Here is a 15756-nt window from a genome sequence, read left to right as displayed (position 1 = left end):
CTTGAACGAAATCAAACACATATTTTTCGATTTAGATCACACGCTTTGGGATTTTGAAAAAAATGCGGCACTAGCTTTTGAAAAAATATTTGAAGAATTGGATTTTGAAATTGATTCTCAGGAATTTATTACCACTTACAATCCTATAAATGTAGCATATTGGAAGTTGTATGAAAGAAATGAGATTGATCAAGAATCACTTCGTGTCAACCGATTAAAAGATGCTTTTGAAGCAATTGATTATCCAATATCTTTAGAGCAAATTAATACCATTTCCAATTTATTTATTGCTTATTTAACTACCAATAATCATTTGATTGATGGTACAATTGAAACGTTAGAATATTTAAAAGACAACTATAAATTGCATATTATTACTAACGGATTTTCATTTGTACAAGAAGTGAAATTGCAAAAAAGTAATTTGGATAAATATTTTATTACTATTACCAATTCGGAATTAGCGGGTCATAAAAAACCACATGAAAATATTTTTCAATATGCTTTATCGTTAGCTAATGCTTCAAAAAATCAAAGTATTATGATTGGTGATAGTATCGAAGCAGATGTTTTAGGTGCTATCAATTTCGGTATGAAAGCTGTTTATTTTAATCCAGCAAATGAACATGTTTCCCATGAAGAAATCATTCAAATTCAAAAATTAACTCAGTTAAAAAATATATTATAATGAAGAAAATCTCATTTTTGCTAATTGCTTTATTTTCGATTGTATCGTTTGCTCAAAAAAAGCAAATTATTCTTATTTCTAGTAAGTACGATTTTCAGAATGAGAAGAATTCTTATAATATCAATAATATGTTGAAAGCTATTTTGACTTCAAATAATTACCAAGTTTATTTTGATGATGAGATTTTACCAATGGAAATTGCACAAAATAGATGTAATGCTTTAACTGGTATTTTGGTTGATAATAGTAATTTGTTGTTGACTAAAATAAAGCTTCAAATTAAAGATTGTCAGAATAATTTATTGTTTGAATCTGCTGAAGTTAAAAGTCGAGAAAAAGATATTCAAACAGGTTTTATGGAATGTGTAAAGTTGTTAAGTCCGGAAATAAAAAAATATAAAGCTTCTCTAATTCAAAAGAAAGAAGTAGTTATTGAAACACCTCCAGAAATTATTGAAACACCAAAAGTTTCAGAATTCAAAACCTATTTAAATTGCAGTTTCAAAGAAGTTTTTAATGGATTTCATGTTACTGAAGTAAGAGATTCTAATGGCTTAGTGCTTTTGAGTATGCAAAAAACCAAAAACCCTGTAATTTTTATTGCAAGTAGAGAAAATGCAACTGGTGTTTTTACAAAAACAGGAAATAAAGGAATATTTGAATATTATATAGGTGATAATTATATGATTGAAGAGTTTTCATTTAACTAATACCCGTATTTATTCTTCCATCTGTTTTTTAAAAACTGACGAATTTCTCTTTCTCTTGCATTTTCGCCGGGTTCGAAAAAAGTCGTTTCAGAAATATCTGTTGGTAAAAATTCTTGTTCAGCAAAATTATTCGCAAAATCGTGAGAATATTTATATTCTTCTCCATAACCCAATTCTTTCATTAATTTTGTTGGTGCATTTCGTAAATGAATCGGAACGGGTAAATCACCAGTTTGTTTTACCACTTGTTGAGCTTTTCCAATAGCCATATAACTGGCATTACTTTTTGCTGAAGTTGCCAAATAAATCGCACATTGACTTAAGATAATTCTGCTTTCTGGATAACCAATTGTACTTACCGCTTGAAAAGCATTATTTGCCATTATAAACGCAGTTGGATTGGCATTTCCAATATCTTCACTAGATAAAATTAACATCCTACGAGCGATAAATTTTACGTCTTCACCACCTTCAATCATTCGAGCTAACCAATACACAGCGCCATTTGGATCGCTTCCGCGAATCGATTTTATAAATGCCGAAACAATATCATAATGTTGTTCACCCGTTTTGTCATACAACACCGTGTTTTTCTGAACCAATTGCATGACTTTTTCATTCGTAATTTCAATCGTATCACTTTCAGTTGCATTAACAACTAATTCGAAAACATTTAGTAATTTTCTTCCATCACCACCCGATAATCGTAATAAAGCTTCGGTTTCTTTTAATTCTATTTTTTTGCTTTTCAGATAATCGTCAGATGCAATTGCTCTATGTAAAATGTTTTCTAAATCTTCTTTAGTAAACGCATTTAAAACATAAACCTGACATCTTGACAAAAGTGCAGGGATGACTTCAAAACTCGGATTTTCGGTTGTAGCACCAATTAATGTTACCCAGCCTTTTTCCACCGCTGCTAAAAGGGAATCTTGTTGCGATTTACTAAAACGGTGAATCTCATCAATAAATAAAATCGGGTTTTTAGCAGTGAATAATCCGCCACTTTGTTTGGCTTTTTCTATGACATCACGAATGTCTTTTACACCAGAATTAATCGCACTCAACTCGTAAAATGGGCGTTTGCTTTCTTGTGCCATAATTTGTGCCAAGGTTGTTTTACCGGTTCCAGGTGGTCCCCATAAAATTAAACTTGGAATAATTCCTTTCGCAATCTGTTGTGTTAACGAGCCGTTTTCACCAACCAAATGTGATTGACTAATGTATTCCGATAATGTTTTCGGGCGAATTCTTTCTGCTAAAGGTGTTGTCATAAAGCAAATTTAAACAATGAAATCTTTTCAAACAATCTTTTTTAATTTTAATATGATATGCCAAAATTTCATACCTTTTACTTTGGCTTCATTTTTGACTTTTATGCTGTATGATAAAATCATCTATAGATAATAATTTTTATTTTTCGCCTTCGGTATTTCTTTTCCCATTGCTTTTTGTGATGGTAATGTGGGTTTGTTTTTATGCAGGCTTACATTATTTTCCAGAAATGCATGAGTACGGAATTTTACCCAAAACTCTAAAAGGTTTACGAGGTGTTCCATTGCATGTTTTCATTCACGGAAGTTTTAAACATTTGCTGAATAACTCCATTCCGATTTTCTTTTTGATAATGGCACTAAAATATTTTTACAGACAACAGTTCTGGAAAGTTTTGATTTTAGGAATTTTATTTTCTGGAATTGGTACGTGGTTAATTGGTAGAAATTCTTATCATATTGGTGCGAGCAGCTTGGTATATTGTTTAGTGAGTTTTATTTTCTTCAAAGGGATTTTATCCAAATATTACCGATTGGTTGCTTTGTCTTTAACTATTGTATTATTGTATGGTGGAATTATTTGGTATATGTTTCCCAATGCCGAAACTTTAAAAGGAAACGTTTCTTGGGAAGGGCATTTTGCTGGATTTGTAACGGGTTTAACGATGGGGATTTTTATAAAAACACCTCAGTTTGAAAAACCTATTTTTTACGATTGGGAACATCCAGATTTTGATCCTTCTGATAAACCTTTCTTTAAACAATTTGATGAAAATGGAAATTTTATCAACCCACCAAAACCAGAACCTCCTGAACCTGAAATAATTGAAGAAACAGAAGTCGATTCGTATTTTAAATCTTCAATTAGAGTGATTTATGAGTATTTGAAAATGAAGTAATCAATATTCTAATTCTAATTCGTTTACTTCTTTGTTGATTTTTTTCCAATCAGAATTGTAAATTCCTTTATTTTTTGAAATAAAAAACCAATCAGTAATATAATTTACTTCAACAGTTCTTTTGTCATAGCCAGCAAAGCCAATATCCAACATTTGAAATTCAACTTTCTTACTGTCATCAAATTTGTTTTGATAAACTATAGTTTGAGTTTTCCATGATGAAGCATTAAGTAAAGTGTTTATAATTCCGAAATTCAAAATTTGAATAAATGCAATTATGGGAATAAATGAAAACAAGACTTTTAATTTAATTCCTTCAAAGGATAAAAAAGCAAAAAGTATAGAAAAGAAACTGAAGATAATTATTCCAAAGTATACAAAAGATTTTAAACCATCGTGTTTGATTTCTAAAATTTCATTGGAGTCTAATAAATAAAAAAAATAGCAAAATAGAAAGATTGCAAATAATAAAAAAATAAGTTTCTTTATTTCATTCATTAATTGACGAATTGAAAATCGGTAAATTGAGAATTAAAGTAGTCTTTGTCTTACTACTTCGTATAGGAAAGCACCACAAGCTACAGAAACATTTAAAGATTCAATAGTTCCGTACATTGGTAATTTTGCTTTTTCGTCAACCACTTTTAAAACTGAAGGATTCACGCCGCGCTCTTCATTACCCATAATAATTGCTACAGGAACTTTGAAGTCGATGTCGTAAATAGTATGTTCTGTTTTTTCTGTCGCAGCAACTGTTTTGATATCGCAACTTTGTAAATGAAAAACGGCATCTTTAATATGATCTACTTTACAAATCGGAATATTAAATACAGCACCAGCACTTGTTTTTACAGTGTCACCATTTACAGGAGCTGAACCTTGTTTTTGAACAATAATTCCGTTTACACCTACACATTCTGCAGTTCTGATAATCGCGCCAAAATTTCTTGCGTCAGATAATTGATCTAAAACTAAAAATAAAGGTGTTTTGCCACTTTCTAAAGTTTGCTCAATTAAAGTATCTAAATCATGAAACGCAATTGGCGAAATAGTTGCCACTGCACCTTGATGATTTAACGAAGTAAAACGATTCAGTTTTTCAACAGGAACATAACTAAAATTGACATTATTCGCTTTTATAGCTTTCATTAAGTCTTTCATTAAGTCGCCCTGAGCTTCTTTCTGAATAAATACTTTGTCTATAACTGCGCCTGAATGTATAGCTTCAATAATGGCTCTAATTCCAAAAATCTGATTGTCGTTTTTCATAGGTGCAAATGTATGATTATTTTTTTATTAGTTTGTCTAAAAATAAGTCTTAAAACTAATTTGTACGATTGAATTAGAAAGTTTGATGGTTTGGTTTCCTGCATTTCCATTCGCATAGACTAAATTAAATAATCCGCCATTGCTTAATAATCCAAATCCGAAACCTAAACCATAAAGTTGATCTTTGCTGTTATTTGCCTTGTCTTGGTAATAACCGTAATCAGTAATAGTGTAAAAGTACAAGTTGGATGAAGCTACATAACGGTATTCGGCAAAAATTCCGCTAAACACATTTCCTTGTAAGCTATTTTCGTTAAAACCTCGAATCGATTGAATCCCTCCAAAGCGGTACAATTCATTCGTGTAATAATCGCCACTTTGCAGAAAATAGGTGTCGTTTTTTAAATGAATGTAATTTTTTTTGTTGAGTTCGAGCAGTTGCTGGAATTGAAATTGCGCAAAAAACTGATTGGTTTTTATGGAACTTGCCGTTCTGTTTCCAGTTCCAAATTTCGTGAAAACAGAAAATTTATCTGGAAACATGGAGTCGTCAAAATCTACTTTTTTATGTTCGAAAGAAACTGTGTAGAAAGTCGATTTCAAATCTTTCACAAAAGAAGAAGGGTTTTTTTGAATGGCTTCGGAAACGTTGTCTTTATAGCCAATAAAAGCTTTAGTGTTGTAATTAATCATGTAGCCCAAATCGAAATCGAAACTACTATTTTGGAAAATAGTGTCTTGTTTGAAAATCCTTAAATTCGATTTTAAAGCTAGCGGACTTTGGAAAACATATGCCAAATCCAAATTTACATTAAAGGTGCTTTGTTTGTTTCCATCGTTTTTCCAATACAAATTGAAGCGTTCACCAGAATTCAAATTGTTGTATAAATTCAAATCTAAATACCCATTGAATTGTAATTTTTGAGTTTCTTCATTGTTTCCAAAACCTAAAAACCCATCGAAACTATTGTTTTTTCTTTTTTCTAAATACAGATACACTTTTGTAGAATCAATGGTAAGTAGAACTTCTGGATATTTAATTTGAGTTACAAAAGGTAAAGAATTAAAATCGGAATGAATTTTTTTAATTACATCTTTATTGAAAGGTTTCGATCGGTATTTTCTCAAGAACACTTTTTTAATTCCGACTGGAAATTGGCTGTAACCTTGAAAGACTAAATTGTTTATTTTTCTGACTTGATTTAATTCTATAATTAAGTCGGCTTGAAATTGGTTGTTGGTTTTGTTGAAATTATCTAATTTGATTTTCGATTGTGCGAAACCTTTCTTTTCCAGAATATTCAATTTTTCATTGATGTAGTTTTCTAAGTTTGAAAGTGGTATTATTTCTGAAGGTTTTAAGTTCAAAACTTCTTTTACATCTTTTGATAAACTGTCGGTTTTAATTTTGATATTTCGAGTTAAACTTCCTAAGCTGTATTTGAAAGTAAAACTACTGTCGTTAGTTTTTTTGGTTTCGAGTAGTTCGTTTTCCAAAAAACCTATTTTTAATAAATTCTGATTGAAATTATTTTGAGTTTCTAATAAGTTCTTGATTTCTTTATGAATTTTTATATAGCCAATGCTGTCAATAATTTTATTTTCAGTTGAAGAACTTCCTTCAATTTTTAAATAAAACTGCTGACTATATATATAAGGTGAAAATAAAAATAAGAATATCAAGTATTTCATAGCCCAAATATAACGCAATTTTTCTTGAATTTATTTTGTTGTTGGATAGTAAAATAATCTTTCACGAAGGAGATTTTCAATAAATTGGTTATCAAAAAGTTAGAAAATTAAAAATAAATATAATAGAGTTTGGATAATAAAAAATATTTTCTACCTTTGCATCCCTTAAAATAAGGTAACAATAAACAAGTTTAATTAAAATTTAATTATGCCAACAATTCAGCAGTTAGTTAGAACAGGAAGAACCAAAATAACTAAGAAGAGTAAATCGGCGGCTTTAGATTCATGTCCTCAAAGAAGAGGTGTATGTACTCGTGTTTACACTACGACTCCAAAAAAACCAAACTCAGCGATGAGAAAGGTTGCTAGGGTTCGTTTAACAAACGGAAACGAAGTAAATGCATACATTCCTGGAGAGGGGCATAATTTACAAGAGCACTCGATAGTATTAGTTAGAGGTGGAAGGGTAAAAGATTTACCAGGAGTTAGATACCACATTGTGCGTGGTGCTTTAGACACAGCAGGTGTTAAAGACAGAACACAACGTAGATCTAAATACGGTACAAAACGCCCTAAAGAAGCAGCTAAAAAGTAATTATTTAACACTTTTAAAGAAAAGACATGAGAAAAAGACAGGCCAAAAAAAGACCTCTTTTGCCAGATCCAAAATTCAACGATCAGTTGGTAACACGTTTCGTAAACAACTTAATGTGGGATGGTAAAAAATCAGTTGCTTTTAAAGTATTTTATGATGCTTTAGATATAGTTGAGACAAAAAAACAAGATGCAGAGAAATCAGCATTAGAAATTTGGAAAGACGCATTAACAAACGTTATGCCTCACGTAGAGGTTCGTTCACGTAGAGTGGGTGGAGCTACATTCCAAATTCCAATGCAAATTCGCCCAGATAGAAAAGTATCTATGGCAATTAAATGGTTAATTCTTTACACTAGAAGAAGAAATGAAAAATCTATGGCTGGTAAATTAGCAGCAGAGATTTTAGCAGCAGCAAAAGAAGAAGGTGCTGCCGTTAAGAAAAGAATGGATACTCACAAGATGGCAGATGCTAATAAAGCATTCTCTCACTTTAGATTTTAATTCGTACAGAAATGGCTAGAGATTTAAAATTCACGAGAAATATTGGTATTGCCGCGCACATTGATGCTGGTAAGACTACAACTACAGAACGTATATTGTTCTATACAGGAAAATCACACAAAATTGGTGAAGTACATGATGGTGCTGCAACAATGGACTGGATGGCACAAGAGCAAGAAAGAGGTATTACAATTACTTCTGCTGCTACTACTTGTGAATGGAATTTCCCAACAGAACAAGGTAAAGTATTGCCAACTTCGCAAGCTTACCACTTTAATATTATTGATACTCCTGGACACGTTGACTTTACTGTAGAGGTAAATAGATCTTTACGTGTATTGGATGGTTTAGTTTTCTTATTTAGTGCAGTTGATGGTGTTGAGCCACAATCTGAAACTAACTGGAGATTAGCTGATCAATATAGAGTTCCAAGAATGGGATTCGTAAACAAAATGGACCGTCAAGGTTCTAACTTCTTGGCAGTTTGTCAACAAGTTAGAGATATGTTGAAATCAAATGCAGTTGCAATTACATTGCCAATTGGTGAGGAAAACGACTTTAAAGGTGTTGTTGATTTAGTAAAAAACCAAGCTATCGTTTGGCATGATGCTACTCAAGGTGCAACTTTTGATATTGTTGATATTCCTGCTGATATGGTTGCTGAAGTAAAAGAATACAGAGATATTCTTATCGAAGCAGTTGCTGATTATGATGAAAACTTACTTGATAAGTACATGGAAGATCCAGATTCTATCACAGAAGAAGAAATCAACAATGCGTTGAGAGCTGCTACTATGGATATGGCTATCATTCCTATGATTGCTGGTTCATCTTTCAAAAACAAAGGAGTTCAATTCATGTTAGATGCAGTATGTAAATACTTACCATCTCCAATGGATAAAGAAGGTATTACAGGAATTCACCCTGATGATGCTGAATTGTTAGAAGAAGATCAAACTAAAATATTACGTAAGCCAGATGTTAAAGAGCCATTCGCTGCTTTAGCATTCAAAATTGCTACTGACCCATTCGTAGGTCGTTTAGCTTTCTTCCGTGCTTATTCTGGTCGTTTAGATGCAGGTTCGTATGTTTTAAATACTCGTTCAGGTTCTAAAGAAAGAATTTCTCGTATCTATCAAATGCATGCTAACAAACAAAATCCAATCGAATATATTGAGGCTGGAGATATTGGAGCGGCAGTTGGTTTTAAAGATATCAAAACCGGAGATACATTGTGTGATGAAAAACACCCAATCATTCTTGAGTCAATGAAATTCCCTGCGCCGGTAATTGGTATCGCTATCGAACCAAAAACTAAAGCAGACGTTGATAAAATGGGTATGGCTTTAGCTAAATTAGCTGAAGAAGATCCAACATTTACAGTGAGAACTGATGAAGCTTCAGGTCAAACTATTATTTCAGGAATGGGTGAGTTACACTTAGATATTCTTGTTGATAGAATGAAGCGTGAATTCAAAGTTGAAGTTAACCAAGGTGAGCCTCAAGTTGAATACAAAGAAGCTTTCACAAAAACAGCTACACATAGAGAAACTTACAAGAAACAATCTGGAGGTCGTGGTAAATTCGGTGATATCGTATTTAGATTAGAGCCTGCTGATGAAGTAGACGGTAAAGTTCCTGTAGGATTACAATTTGTTAATGAAGTTAAAGGTGGTAACGTTCCTAAAGAATATATCCCTTCTGTTGAAAAAGGTTTCCGTGAAGCTATGAAAACAGGTCCTTTGGCTGGTTATCAAGTAGATAGTTTAAAGGTAACTTTATTGGATGGATCTTTCCATCCAGTGGATTCTGATGCTCTTTCTTTCGAATTAGCTGCAAGAATGGGTTATAGAGAAGTAGCTAAAGCTGCTGGAGCTATCGTTTTAGAGCCTATCATGAAAATGGAAGTTATTACGCCAGAAGAAAACATGGGAGATATCGTTGGTGATATTAACCGTCGTAGAGGTCAGGTGAATGACATGGGTGACAGAAACGGAGCTAAAACTATCAAAGCAGATGTGCCATTATCAGAAATGTTCGGTTATGTTACTACATTAAGAACATTGTCTTCAGGTAGAGCAACTTCAACTATGGAGTTCTCACACTATGCTGAAACACCTTCTAACATATCAGAAGCGGTAATTAAAAAAGCAAAAGGTAACGCTTAATTCTTAAGAAAATGAGTCAAAAAATCAGAATAAAATTGAAATCTTACGATCACATGTTGGTAGACAAGTCTGCTGAAAAGATTGTAAAAACTGTAAAAAGCACAGGTGCTGTTGTAACTGGTCCAATTCCATTACCAACTCACAAAAGAATTTTTACAGTATTACGTTCTCCACACGTAAACAAAAAATCTAGAGAGCAGTTTGAATTAATGTCATACAAAAGACTTCTAGACATTTATAGTTCTTCTTCAAAAACGATTGATGCGTTAATGAAATTAGAATTACCAAGTGGTGTTGAAGTAGAAATTAAAGTATAACTTTATTTCATAATAAATAAAAACCGAGTTGAAATACTACTCGGTTTTTTTATATCCTCAAGGGAAAAAATATGTCATTTTTGTTGTTTTTGAAAATAAGTTAACATTTATTTTTGAGAACAATAAAATATTTATATATTTGCACCCTTGAAAAAATTCAGCAAGTGTGCTGAAAATCAATGTTTAATTAATTAATATGTATTTATGTCTGGGTTAATCGGAAGAAAAATCGGTATGACTAGCATCTTTGACGAGAATGGAAAAAACATTCCATGTACTGTTATTGAAGCTGGGCCATGCGTTGTTACCCAAGTCAGAACCAATGCAGTTGACGGGTATGAAGCCCTTCAATTAGGTTTCGATGACAAAACTGAAAAGCATACAGTTAAAGCTGAAGAAGGTCACTTCAAGAAAGCTGGTACTGCTGCTAAGAAGAAAGTTGTTGAATTCCACGGTTTTGATGAGGAGTTTAAGTTAGGAGATTCAATTGATGTAAACTTATTCACAGAAGGTGAATTTGTTGACGTTGTTGGAACTTCAAAAGGTAAAGGATTTCAAGGTGTTGTAAAGCGTCATGGTTTCGGTGGGGTTGGTCAAGCCACTCACGGTCAACATAACCGTTTAAGAGCGCCAGGATCTGTTGGAGCGTCATCTTATCCTTCTAGAGTATTCAAAGGAATGAGAATGGCAGGAAGAATGGGTGGAGATAATGTAACAGTTCAAAACTTAAAAGTATTGAAAGTTGTTGCTGATAAAAATCTTTTAGTAATTAAAGGGTGTGTACCAGGGTGCAAAAACTCTTATGTAATCATTCAGAAGTAATGGAAGTAAAAGTTTTAGATATCAACGGAAAAGAAACAGGTCGTAAAGTAAATCTTGACGATACAGTTTTCGCTATTGAGCCTAACAAACATGCTGTTTATTTAGATGTAAAGCAATACTTGGCTAACCAAAGACAAGGAACGCACAAAGCTAAAGAAAGAGCAGAAGTTGCAGGTAGTACACGTAAAATTAAAAAACAAAAAGGTACAGGTACTGCTCGTGCAGGATCTAAAAAATCACCTTTATTCAAAGGCGGTGGTACTGTGTTTGGTCCAAGACCTAGAAGTTATTCATTCAAATTGAATAAAAACTTAAAAAGATTAGCTCGTAAATCAGCTTTTTCTTTAAAGGCTCAAGAATCAAATATTATTGTTGTTGAAGATTTTACATTTGAAACACCAAACACTAAAAAATTCATTAACGTATTGAGTTCTTTAGGGTTAGAAAACAAAAAATCTCTATTTATATTAGGTGATGCAAATAAAAATGTATATTTGTCGTCTCGTAATTTAAAAACGACTTCAGTTGTAAACTCTACTGAATTAAGTACTTACGCTATTTTAAATGCGAAAAGTTTAGTTCTTTTAGAAGGTTCAATTGAAACGATAGAAGCTAATTTAAGTAAATAATTCAGATCATGAGTGTTATTATTAAGCCAATTGTAACTGAAAAGTTAACTAAAGATGGTGAAGTTTTTAACCGTTTTGGTTTTATAGTTGAAAAAACTGCAAACAAAGTACAAATCAAAAAAGCTGTTGAAGCTGCATTTGGAATTACTGTTGTTGCTGTAAGAACAATGAACTATAGAGCTGATAGAAGTGTAAAATACACTAAAAGCGGATTAATCAGTGGAAAAACAAATGCTTACAAAAAAGCAGTTGTTCAAGTTAAAGAAGGAGAATCGATAGATTTTTATACTAATATCTAATATACAACAATGTCAGTTAGAAAATTAAAACCTATTACCCCAGGTCAGCGTTTTAGAGTTGTAAATAGCTTTGACACTATTACGACTGATAAGCCGGAGCGTTCATTGATCGCACCGAAAAAAAACTCTGGAGGTAGAAATAGTCAAGGAAAAATGACCATGCGTTATACAGGTGGTGGTCATAAACAAAAGTACCGTATTATTGATTTCAAAAGAACAAAAGCTGGAGTTCCTGCTAATGTTAAAACAATCGAATACGATCCAAACCGTTCAGCATTTATCTCATTATTATATTATGCAGATGGAGCAAAAACTTACGTTATTGCACAGAATGGTTTACAAGTTGGGCAAACTGTAGTTTCAGGTGAAGATGCTTCTCCAGAAATCGGTAATGCTTTACCTTTAAGTAAAATTCCATTAGGAACAGTTATTTCTTGTATCGAATTAAGACCTGGACAAGGTGCGGTAATCGCTCGTTCGGCAGGTACATTTGCTCAGTTAATGGCTAGAGATGGAAAATATGCAACAATTAAAATGCCATCAGGAGAAACAAGATTAATCTTGTTAACTTGTTCGGCTACAATTGGAGCAGTATCTAACTCTGACCACCAATTAGTAGTATCTGGAAAAGCAGGTAGAACTAGATGGTTAGGAAGAAGACCTAGAACAAGACCAGTAGCTATGAACCCAGTTGATCACCCTATGGGAGGTGGTGAAGGACGCTCTTCAGGAGGTCATCCACGTTCAAGAAAAGGTTTACCAGCTAAAGGTTATAGAACTCGTTCTAAGGTTAACCCGAGTAACAAGTATATTGTAGAACGTAGAAAGAAATAATAAGATATGGCACGTTCATTAAAAAAAGGACCATTTGTACACTTTAAATTAGAAAAGAAAGTACAAGAGAATATAGAAGGTGGTAATAAAAATGTTGTGAAGACTTGGTCTAGAGCATCTATGATTATTCCAGATTTTGTAGGACAAACTATCGCTGTTCACAATGGCCGTCAATTCGTTCCAGTTTATGTAACTGAGAATATGGTTGGTCATAAATTAGGAGAATTTTCACCAACAAGATCTTTTAGAGGTCACGCGGGTGCAAAAAATAAAGGTAAAAAATAAGAAGTCATGGGAGTTCGTAAAAGAGAAGCAGCTGACGCAAGAAAAGAAGCTAACAAGCAGATTGCGTTTGCTAAATTAAATAACTGCCCTTCTTCACCAAGAAAAATGCGCTTAGTTGCGGATCAAGTAAGAGGTCAGAAGGTAGAAAATGCTCTTAATATATTAAGATTCAGTCCAAAAGAAGCTTCAAAAAAATTAGAGAAATTAGTTTTATCTGCCATTGCAAACTGGTCAGCTAAAAATGAAGGATCTAGTATGGAAGATGCTGGCTTATTTATTAAAGAGATTAGAGTTGATGGTGGTATGATGTTAAAAAGATTACGTCCTGCGCCTCAAGGTAGAGCACACAGAATTAGAAAACGTTCTAATCACGTAACAGTGGTTTTAGGAGCTATCAATAACACACAAAGTAATTAATTAACAGTATGGGACAAAAGACAAATCCAATTGGAAACAGACTTGGTATCATCAGAGGATGGGACTCAAACTGGTATGGTGGAAATGATTACGGTGATAAAATCGCCGAAGATTACAAAATCAGAAAGTATATCCATGCGCGTTTAACGAAAGCTAGTGTATCAAAAATAATTATCGAGAGAACTTTAAAACTTGTAACCGTTACTATCACTACTGCTAGACCTGGTATCATTATCGGAAAAGGTGGACAAGAGGTAGACAAGTTAAAAGAAGAACTTAAGAAAATTACTGATAAGGAAATTCAAATCAACATTTTCGAAATCAAAAGACCTGAATTAGATGCTTACTTAGTCGGTAACTCTATCGCTCGTCAAATCGAAAGTCGTATTTCTTACAGAAGAGCAATCAAGATGGCTATCGCAGCTGCTATGAGAATGAATGCAGAAGGAATCAAGGTTCTTATTTCTGGTCGTTTAAATGGTGCAGAGATGGCGCGTTCAGAAGGCTTCAAAGAAGGAAGAATTCCATTATCAACTTTCAGAGCTGATATTGATTATGCATTATCTGAAGCACATACTACTTATGGTAGAATGGGAATCAAGGTATGGATAATGAAAGGTGAAGTTTATGGTAAGAGAGATCTTTCTCCGTTAGTAGGTATGGACAAAAAAGGTCCAAAATCTACAGGATCTGCTCCAGCTAGTAAAGGAAAACCAAACCCACGCAAAAGAAAGTAATTTTTTAAATAAAAGACAAAATGTTACAACCTAAAAGAACAAAATATCGTAAGGTACAAAAGGGTAGAATGAAAGGTAACTCTCAAAGAGGGCACATCCTTTCAAACGGTATGTTTGGTATTAAATCTTTAGATTCATCTTTCATCACATCTCGTCAAATTGAAGCATCTCGTATTGCTGCAACACGTTACATGAAAAGAGAGGGTCAATTATGGATTAAAATATTTCCAGACAAGCCTATTACAAAGAAACCACTTGAGGTACGTATGGGTAAAGGAAAAGGGGCAGTCGAATATTGGGCTGCTGTTGTAAAACCAGGAAAAATTATGTTTGAAGTAGGTGGAGTGCCTATCTCAGTAGCTAAAGAGGCTTTACGTCTTGCAGCACAAAAACTTCCTGTAAAAACTAAGTTTATCGTTGCTAGAGATTTCGAAGCATAATAAAAATTAATTATGAAACAATCTGAAATAAATAATCTATCTGCAGCTGACTTACAAGCTAAGCTTGTTCAGTTAAAGAAAACGTATAACGACCTTAAAATGGCTCATGCTATTTCTCCAATCGAGAATCCGCTTCAAATGAGAACATTAAGAAGATCAGTGGCAAGAATTGCAACTGAAATTACTAAAAGAGAGTTACAATAATTGTATTCTGCTGAAAGATGGAAAAAAGAAATTTAAGAAAAGAAAGAGTTGGTGTTGTTACTAGTAACAAAATGGAGAAATCTATCGTTGTTTCTGAAACAAAAAGAGTAAAACACCCTATGTATGGTAAGTTCGTGTTAAAAACTAAGAAATATGTTGCACACGACGAAACAAACAACTGTAATATTGGTGATACTGTAAGAATTAGCGAAACGCGTCCTTTAAGTAAAACTAAATGTTGGAGATTAGTTGAAATCATTGAAAGAGCTAAGTAATTATGGTACAACAAGAATCAAGATTAAAAGTAGCAGATAACACGGGAGCAAAAGAAGTTTTAACTATCCGTGTTCTAGGTGGAACGAAACGTCGTTACGCATCTGTAGGTGATAAAATTGTAGTTTCAATCAAAGACGCAGCTCCTAACAGTAATGTTAAAAAAGGATCTGTATCAACTGCAGTTGTAATACGTACCAAAAAAGAAGTGAGAAGAGCCGATGGTTCATACATTAGATTTGATGACAACGCATGTGTGTTATTAAATGCAGGTGGTGAAATGAGAGGTACTCGTGTTTTTGGTCCAGTAGCTAGAGAACTTCGTGAAAAACAATTCATGAAAATTGTATCATTAGCACCTGAGGTGCTTTAATTCTCAAAGAAATGATGAAAATTAAAATAAAATCAGGAGACCTAGTAAGAGTTAATGCTGGTGATCATAAAGGACAAGAAGGTAAAGTTTTACGTGTTATTCGCGATAAAAACAAAGCTGTAGTGGAAGGATTAAACATGGTTTCAAAACATACGAAGCCAAGTGCAAAAAGCCCACAAGGTGGAATCGTGAAAAAAGAAGCTCCAATTCATATTTCTAACTTAGCGTTAGTTGACTCTAAAACTAAAGAGACTTCTAAAGTAGGTTTTAGAATGGATGGGGAAACAAAAGTAAGATTTTCAAAAAAATCTAATCAAGTTATATAGTT

The 15756-nt window shown here is 33.1% G+C and carries 23 protein-coding genes; 19 read left to right on the top strand and 4 right to left on the bottom strand.

What is annotated here, in order from left to right; translation table 11 throughout:
* Position 1: 1 nt before the first annotated feature.
* Both BMX42_RS11725 and BMX42_RS11720 read left to right on the top strand, forming a co-directional pair.
* Positions 2-688 (top strand): YjjG family noncanonical pyrimidine nucleotidase, encoded by a 687-nt coding sequence (locus tag BMX42_RS11725; RefSeq protein WP_245748288.1) that lies wholly within the window; start codon positions 2-4, stop codon positions 686-688.
* On the top strand, positions 688-1398 hold the full coding sequence (locus BMX42_RS11720; protein ID WP_143055647.1) for a hypothetical protein: 711 nt from the start codon (positions 688-690) through the stop codon (positions 1396-1398). Before BMX42_RS11725 ends, BMX42_RS11720 begins: the two co-directional genes overlap by 1 nt.
* Here the strand turns inward: BMX42_RS11720 and BMX42_RS11715 are convergent.
* The gene (locus BMX42_RS11715; RefSeq protein WP_091314400.1) at positions 1395-2672 is read right to left on the bottom strand and encodes a replication-associated recombination protein A; all 1278 of its coding nucleotides are present in this window, start codon (positions 2670-2672) and stop codon (positions 1395-1397) included. The genes BMX42_RS11720 and BMX42_RS11715 overlap by 4 nt on opposite strands.
* Before the next feature lie 110 nt (positions 2673-2782).
* On the opposite strand from BMX42_RS11715, the gene BMX42_RS11710 reads away from it, so the two are divergent.
* The gene (locus tag BMX42_RS11710) at positions 2783-3571 is read left to right on the top strand and encodes a rhomboid family intramembrane serine protease (RefSeq protein ID WP_091314398.1); all 789 of its coding nucleotides are present in this window, start codon (positions 2783-2785) and stop codon (positions 3569-3571) included.
* Here the strand turns inward: BMX42_RS11710 and BMX42_RS14480 are convergent, their stop codons facing one another.
* The 3 genes from BMX42_RS14480 to BMX42_RS11695 all read right to left on the bottom strand — a co-directional run bounded on the left by BMX42_RS14480 (position 3572) and on the right by BMX42_RS11695 (position 6532).
* Entirely contained in the window at positions 3572-3868 is a 297-nt protein-coding gene (locus BMX42_RS14480) for a hypothetical protein (RefSeq protein ID WP_143055646.1), read from the bottom strand.
* Positions 3869-4102: 234 nt separating this feature from the next.
* Positions 4103-4840, bottom strand: coding sequence for a 23S rRNA (guanosine(2251)-2'-O)-methyltransferase RlmB (rlmB, locus tag BMX42_RS11700; protein WP_091314390.1), 738 nt, complete (start codon positions 4838-4840; stop codon positions 4103-4105).
* A gap of 36 nt (positions 4841-4876) precedes the next feature.
* Positions 4877-6532, bottom strand: a complete 1656-nt coding sequence (locus BMX42_RS11695) for a BamA/TamA family outer membrane protein (RefSeq protein WP_091314387.1) — start codon at positions 6530-6532, stop codon at positions 4877-4879.
* A 208-nt stretch (positions 6533-6740) separates the two neighbouring features.
* Here BMX42_RS11695 and rpsL point away from each other — a divergent pair, with 208 nt between their 5' ends.
* The 16 genes from rpsL (at position 6741) to rplX (ending at position 15754) form a co-directional block, all read left to right on the top strand.
* Positions 6741-7127 (top strand): 30S ribosomal protein S12, encoded by a 387-nt coding sequence (gene rpsL, locus BMX42_RS11690; protein WP_091314384.1) that lies wholly within the window; start codon positions 6741-6743, stop codon positions 7125-7127.
* 26 nt (positions 7128-7153) lie between these two features.
* The gene (rpsG, locus tag BMX42_RS11685; protein ID WP_091314380.1) at positions 7154-7630 is read left to right on the top strand and encodes a 30S ribosomal protein S7; all 477 of its coding nucleotides are present in this window, start codon (positions 7154-7156) and stop codon (positions 7628-7630) included.
* A gap of 11 nt (positions 7631-7641) precedes the next feature.
* Positions 7642-9798 (top strand): elongation factor G, encoded by a 2157-nt coding sequence (fusA, locus tag BMX42_RS11680; RefSeq protein ID WP_091314376.1) that lies wholly within the window; start codon positions 7642-7644, stop codon positions 9796-9798.
* An 11-nt stretch (positions 9799-9809) separates the two neighbouring features.
* Positions 9810-10115: a 30S ribosomal protein S10 gene (rpsJ, locus tag BMX42_RS11675; protein ID WP_091314374.1), complete on the top strand. Its 306-nt coding sequence runs from the start codon at positions 9810-9812 to the stop codon at positions 10113-10115.
* Between the two features lie 204 nt (positions 10116-10319).
* A complete protein-coding gene (rplC, locus tag BMX42_RS11670) occupies positions 10320-10937 on the top strand; it encodes a 50S ribosomal protein L3 (RefSeq protein ID WP_091314369.1) in 618 nt (205 codons plus the stop codon).
* Positions 10937-11566, top strand: coding sequence for a 50S ribosomal protein L4 (gene rplD, locus BMX42_RS11665; RefSeq protein ID WP_091314366.1), 630 nt, complete (start codon positions 10937-10939; stop codon positions 11564-11566). Before rplC ends, rplD begins: the two co-directional genes overlap by 1 nt.
* A gap of 8 nt (positions 11567-11574) precedes the next feature.
* Positions 11575-11865 (top strand): 50S ribosomal protein L23, encoded by a 291-nt coding sequence (gene rplW / locus BMX42_RS11660; protein WP_091314362.1) that lies wholly within the window; start codon positions 11575-11577, stop codon positions 11863-11865.
* A gap of 9 nt (positions 11866-11874) precedes the next feature.
* Positions 11875-12699 (top strand): 50S ribosomal protein L2, encoded by an 825-nt coding sequence (gene rplB / locus BMX42_RS11655; RefSeq protein ID WP_091314358.1) that lies wholly within the window; start codon positions 11875-11877, stop codon positions 12697-12699.
* Positions 12700-12705: 6 nt separating this feature from the next.
* The gene (gene rpsS, locus BMX42_RS11650; RefSeq protein ID WP_091314356.1) at positions 12706-12984 is read left to right on the top strand and encodes a 30S ribosomal protein S19; all 279 of its coding nucleotides are present in this window, start codon (positions 12706-12708) and stop codon (positions 12982-12984) included.
* Positions 12985-12990: 6 nt separating this feature from the next.
* On the top strand, positions 12991-13401 hold the full coding sequence (gene rplV, locus BMX42_RS11645; protein ID WP_091314353.1) for a 50S ribosomal protein L22: 411 nt from the start codon (positions 12991-12993) through the stop codon (positions 13399-13401).
* An 8-nt stretch (positions 13402-13409) separates the two neighbouring features.
* Positions 13410-14138: a 30S ribosomal protein S3 gene (gene rpsC / locus BMX42_RS11640; RefSeq protein ID WP_091314349.1), complete on the top strand. Its 729-nt coding sequence runs from the start codon at positions 13410-13412 to the stop codon at positions 14136-14138.
* A 20-nt stretch (positions 14139-14158) separates the two neighbouring features.
* A complete protein-coding gene (rplP, locus tag BMX42_RS11635) occupies positions 14159-14578 on the top strand; it encodes a 50S ribosomal protein L16 (RefSeq protein ID WP_091314344.1) in 420 nt (139 codons plus the stop codon).
* Between the two features lie 12 nt (positions 14579-14590).
* Complete coding sequence (gene rpmC / locus BMX42_RS11630; RefSeq protein ID WP_091314340.1) at positions 14591-14782, top strand: 50S ribosomal protein L29; 192 nt, start codon at positions 14591-14593, stop codon at positions 14780-14782.
* Between the two features lie 17 nt (positions 14783-14799).
* On the top strand, positions 14800-15057 hold the full coding sequence (gene rpsQ / locus BMX42_RS11625; RefSeq protein ID WP_091314337.1) for a 30S ribosomal protein S17: 258 nt from the start codon (positions 14800-14802) through the stop codon (positions 15055-15057).
* Positions 15058-15059: 2 nt separating this feature from the next.
* The gene (gene rplN, locus BMX42_RS11620) at positions 15060-15428 is read left to right on the top strand and encodes a 50S ribosomal protein L14 (protein WP_091314332.1); all 369 of its coding nucleotides are present in this window, start codon (positions 15060-15062) and stop codon (positions 15426-15428) included.
* An 11-nt stretch (positions 15429-15439) separates the two neighbouring features.
* Positions 15440-15754 carry a 50S ribosomal protein L24 gene (rplX, locus tag BMX42_RS11615; protein WP_091314328.1) on the top strand — a complete coding sequence of 105 codons (315 nt, stop codon included), beginning with the start codon at positions 15440-15442 and terminating at the stop codon, positions 15752-15754.
* The last annotated feature ends 2 nt before the right edge of the window (positions 15755-15756 follow it).

Origin of the sequence: Flavobacterium terrigena, from assembly GCF_900108955.1 — a bacterium.
GTDB lineage: Bacteria > Bacteroidota > Bacteroidia > Flavobacteriales > Flavobacteriaceae > Flavobacterium > Flavobacterium terrigena.
The sequence above is the reverse complement of the archived record's forward strand: the minus strand, read 5'-3'. Positions and strand labels throughout refer to the sequence as shown.

What these genes read in the sequence shown, in the direction of transcription:
- BMX42_RS11720 (WP_143055647.1), top strand. Translation starts at nt 688, where the DNA reads ATGAAGAAAATCTCATTTTTGCTAATTGCTTTATTTTCGATTGTATCG.
- BMX42_RS11715 (WP_091314400.1), bottom strand. Translation starts at nt 2,672, where the DNA reads ATGACAACACCTTTAGCAGAAAGAATTCGCCCGAAAACATTATCGGAA.
- BMX42_RS11710 (WP_091314398.1), top strand. Translation starts at nt 2,783, where the DNA reads ATGATAAAATCATCTATAGATAATAATTTTTATTTTTCGCCTTCGGTA.
- rlmB (WP_091314390.1), bottom strand. Translation starts at nt 4,840, where the DNA reads ATGAAAAACGACAATCAGATTTTTGGAATTAGAGCCATTATTGAAGCT.
- BMX42_RS11695 (WP_091314387.1), bottom strand. Translation starts at nt 6,532, where the DNA reads ATGAAATACTTGATATTCTTATTTTTATTTTCACCTTATATATATAGT.
- rpsL (WP_091314384.1), top strand. Translation starts at nt 6,741, where the DNA reads ATGCCAACAATTCAGCAGTTAGTTAGAACAGGAAGAACCAAAATAACT.
- rpsG (WP_091314380.1), top strand. Translation starts at nt 7,154, where the DNA reads ATGAGAAAAAGACAGGCCAAAAAAAGACCTCTTTTGCCAGATCCAAAA.
- fusA (WP_091314376.1), top strand. Translation starts at nt 7,642, where the DNA reads ATGGCTAGAGATTTAAAATTCACGAGAAATATTGGTATTGCCGCGCAC.
- rpsJ (WP_091314374.1), top strand. Translation starts at nt 9,810, where the DNA reads ATGAGTCAAAAAATCAGAATAAAATTGAAATCTTACGATCACATGTTG.
- rplC (WP_091314369.1), top strand. Translation starts at nt 10,320, where the DNA reads ATGTCTGGGTTAATCGGAAGAAAAATCGGTATGACTAGCATCTTTGAC.
- rplD (WP_091314366.1), top strand. Translation starts at nt 10,937, where the DNA reads ATGGAAGTAAAAGTTTTAGATATCAACGGAAAAGAAACAGGTCGTAAA.
- rplW (WP_091314362.1), top strand. Translation starts at nt 11,575, where the DNA reads ATGAGTGTTATTATTAAGCCAATTGTAACTGAAAAGTTAACTAAAGAT.
- rplB (WP_091314358.1), top strand. Translation starts at nt 11,875, where the DNA reads ATGTCAGTTAGAAAATTAAAACCTATTACCCCAGGTCAGCGTTTTAGA.
- rpsS (WP_091314356.1), top strand. Translation starts at nt 12,706, where the DNA reads ATGGCACGTTCATTAAAAAAAGGACCATTTGTACACTTTAAATTAGAA.
- rplV (WP_091314353.1), top strand. Translation starts at nt 12,991, where the DNA reads ATGGGAGTTCGTAAAAGAGAAGCAGCTGACGCAAGAAAAGAAGCTAAC.
- rpsC (WP_091314349.1), top strand. Translation starts at nt 13,410, where the DNA reads ATGGGACAAAAGACAAATCCAATTGGAAACAGACTTGGTATCATCAGA.
- rplP (WP_091314344.1), top strand. Translation starts at nt 14,159, where the DNA reads ATGTTACAACCTAAAAGAACAAAATATCGTAAGGTACAAAAGGGTAGA.
- rpmC (WP_091314340.1), top strand. Translation starts at nt 14,591, where the DNA reads ATGAAACAATCTGAAATAAATAATCTATCTGCAGCTGACTTACAAGCT.
- rpsQ (WP_091314337.1), top strand. Translation starts at nt 14,800, where the DNA reads ATGGAAAAAAGAAATTTAAGAAAAGAAAGAGTTGGTGTTGTTACTAGT.
- rplN (WP_091314332.1), top strand. Translation starts at nt 15,060, where the DNA reads ATGGTACAACAAGAATCAAGATTAAAAGTAGCAGATAACACGGGAGCA.
- rplX (WP_091314328.1), top strand. Translation starts at nt 15,440, where the DNA reads ATGATGAAAATTAAAATAAAATCAGGAGACCTAGTAAGAGTTAATGCT.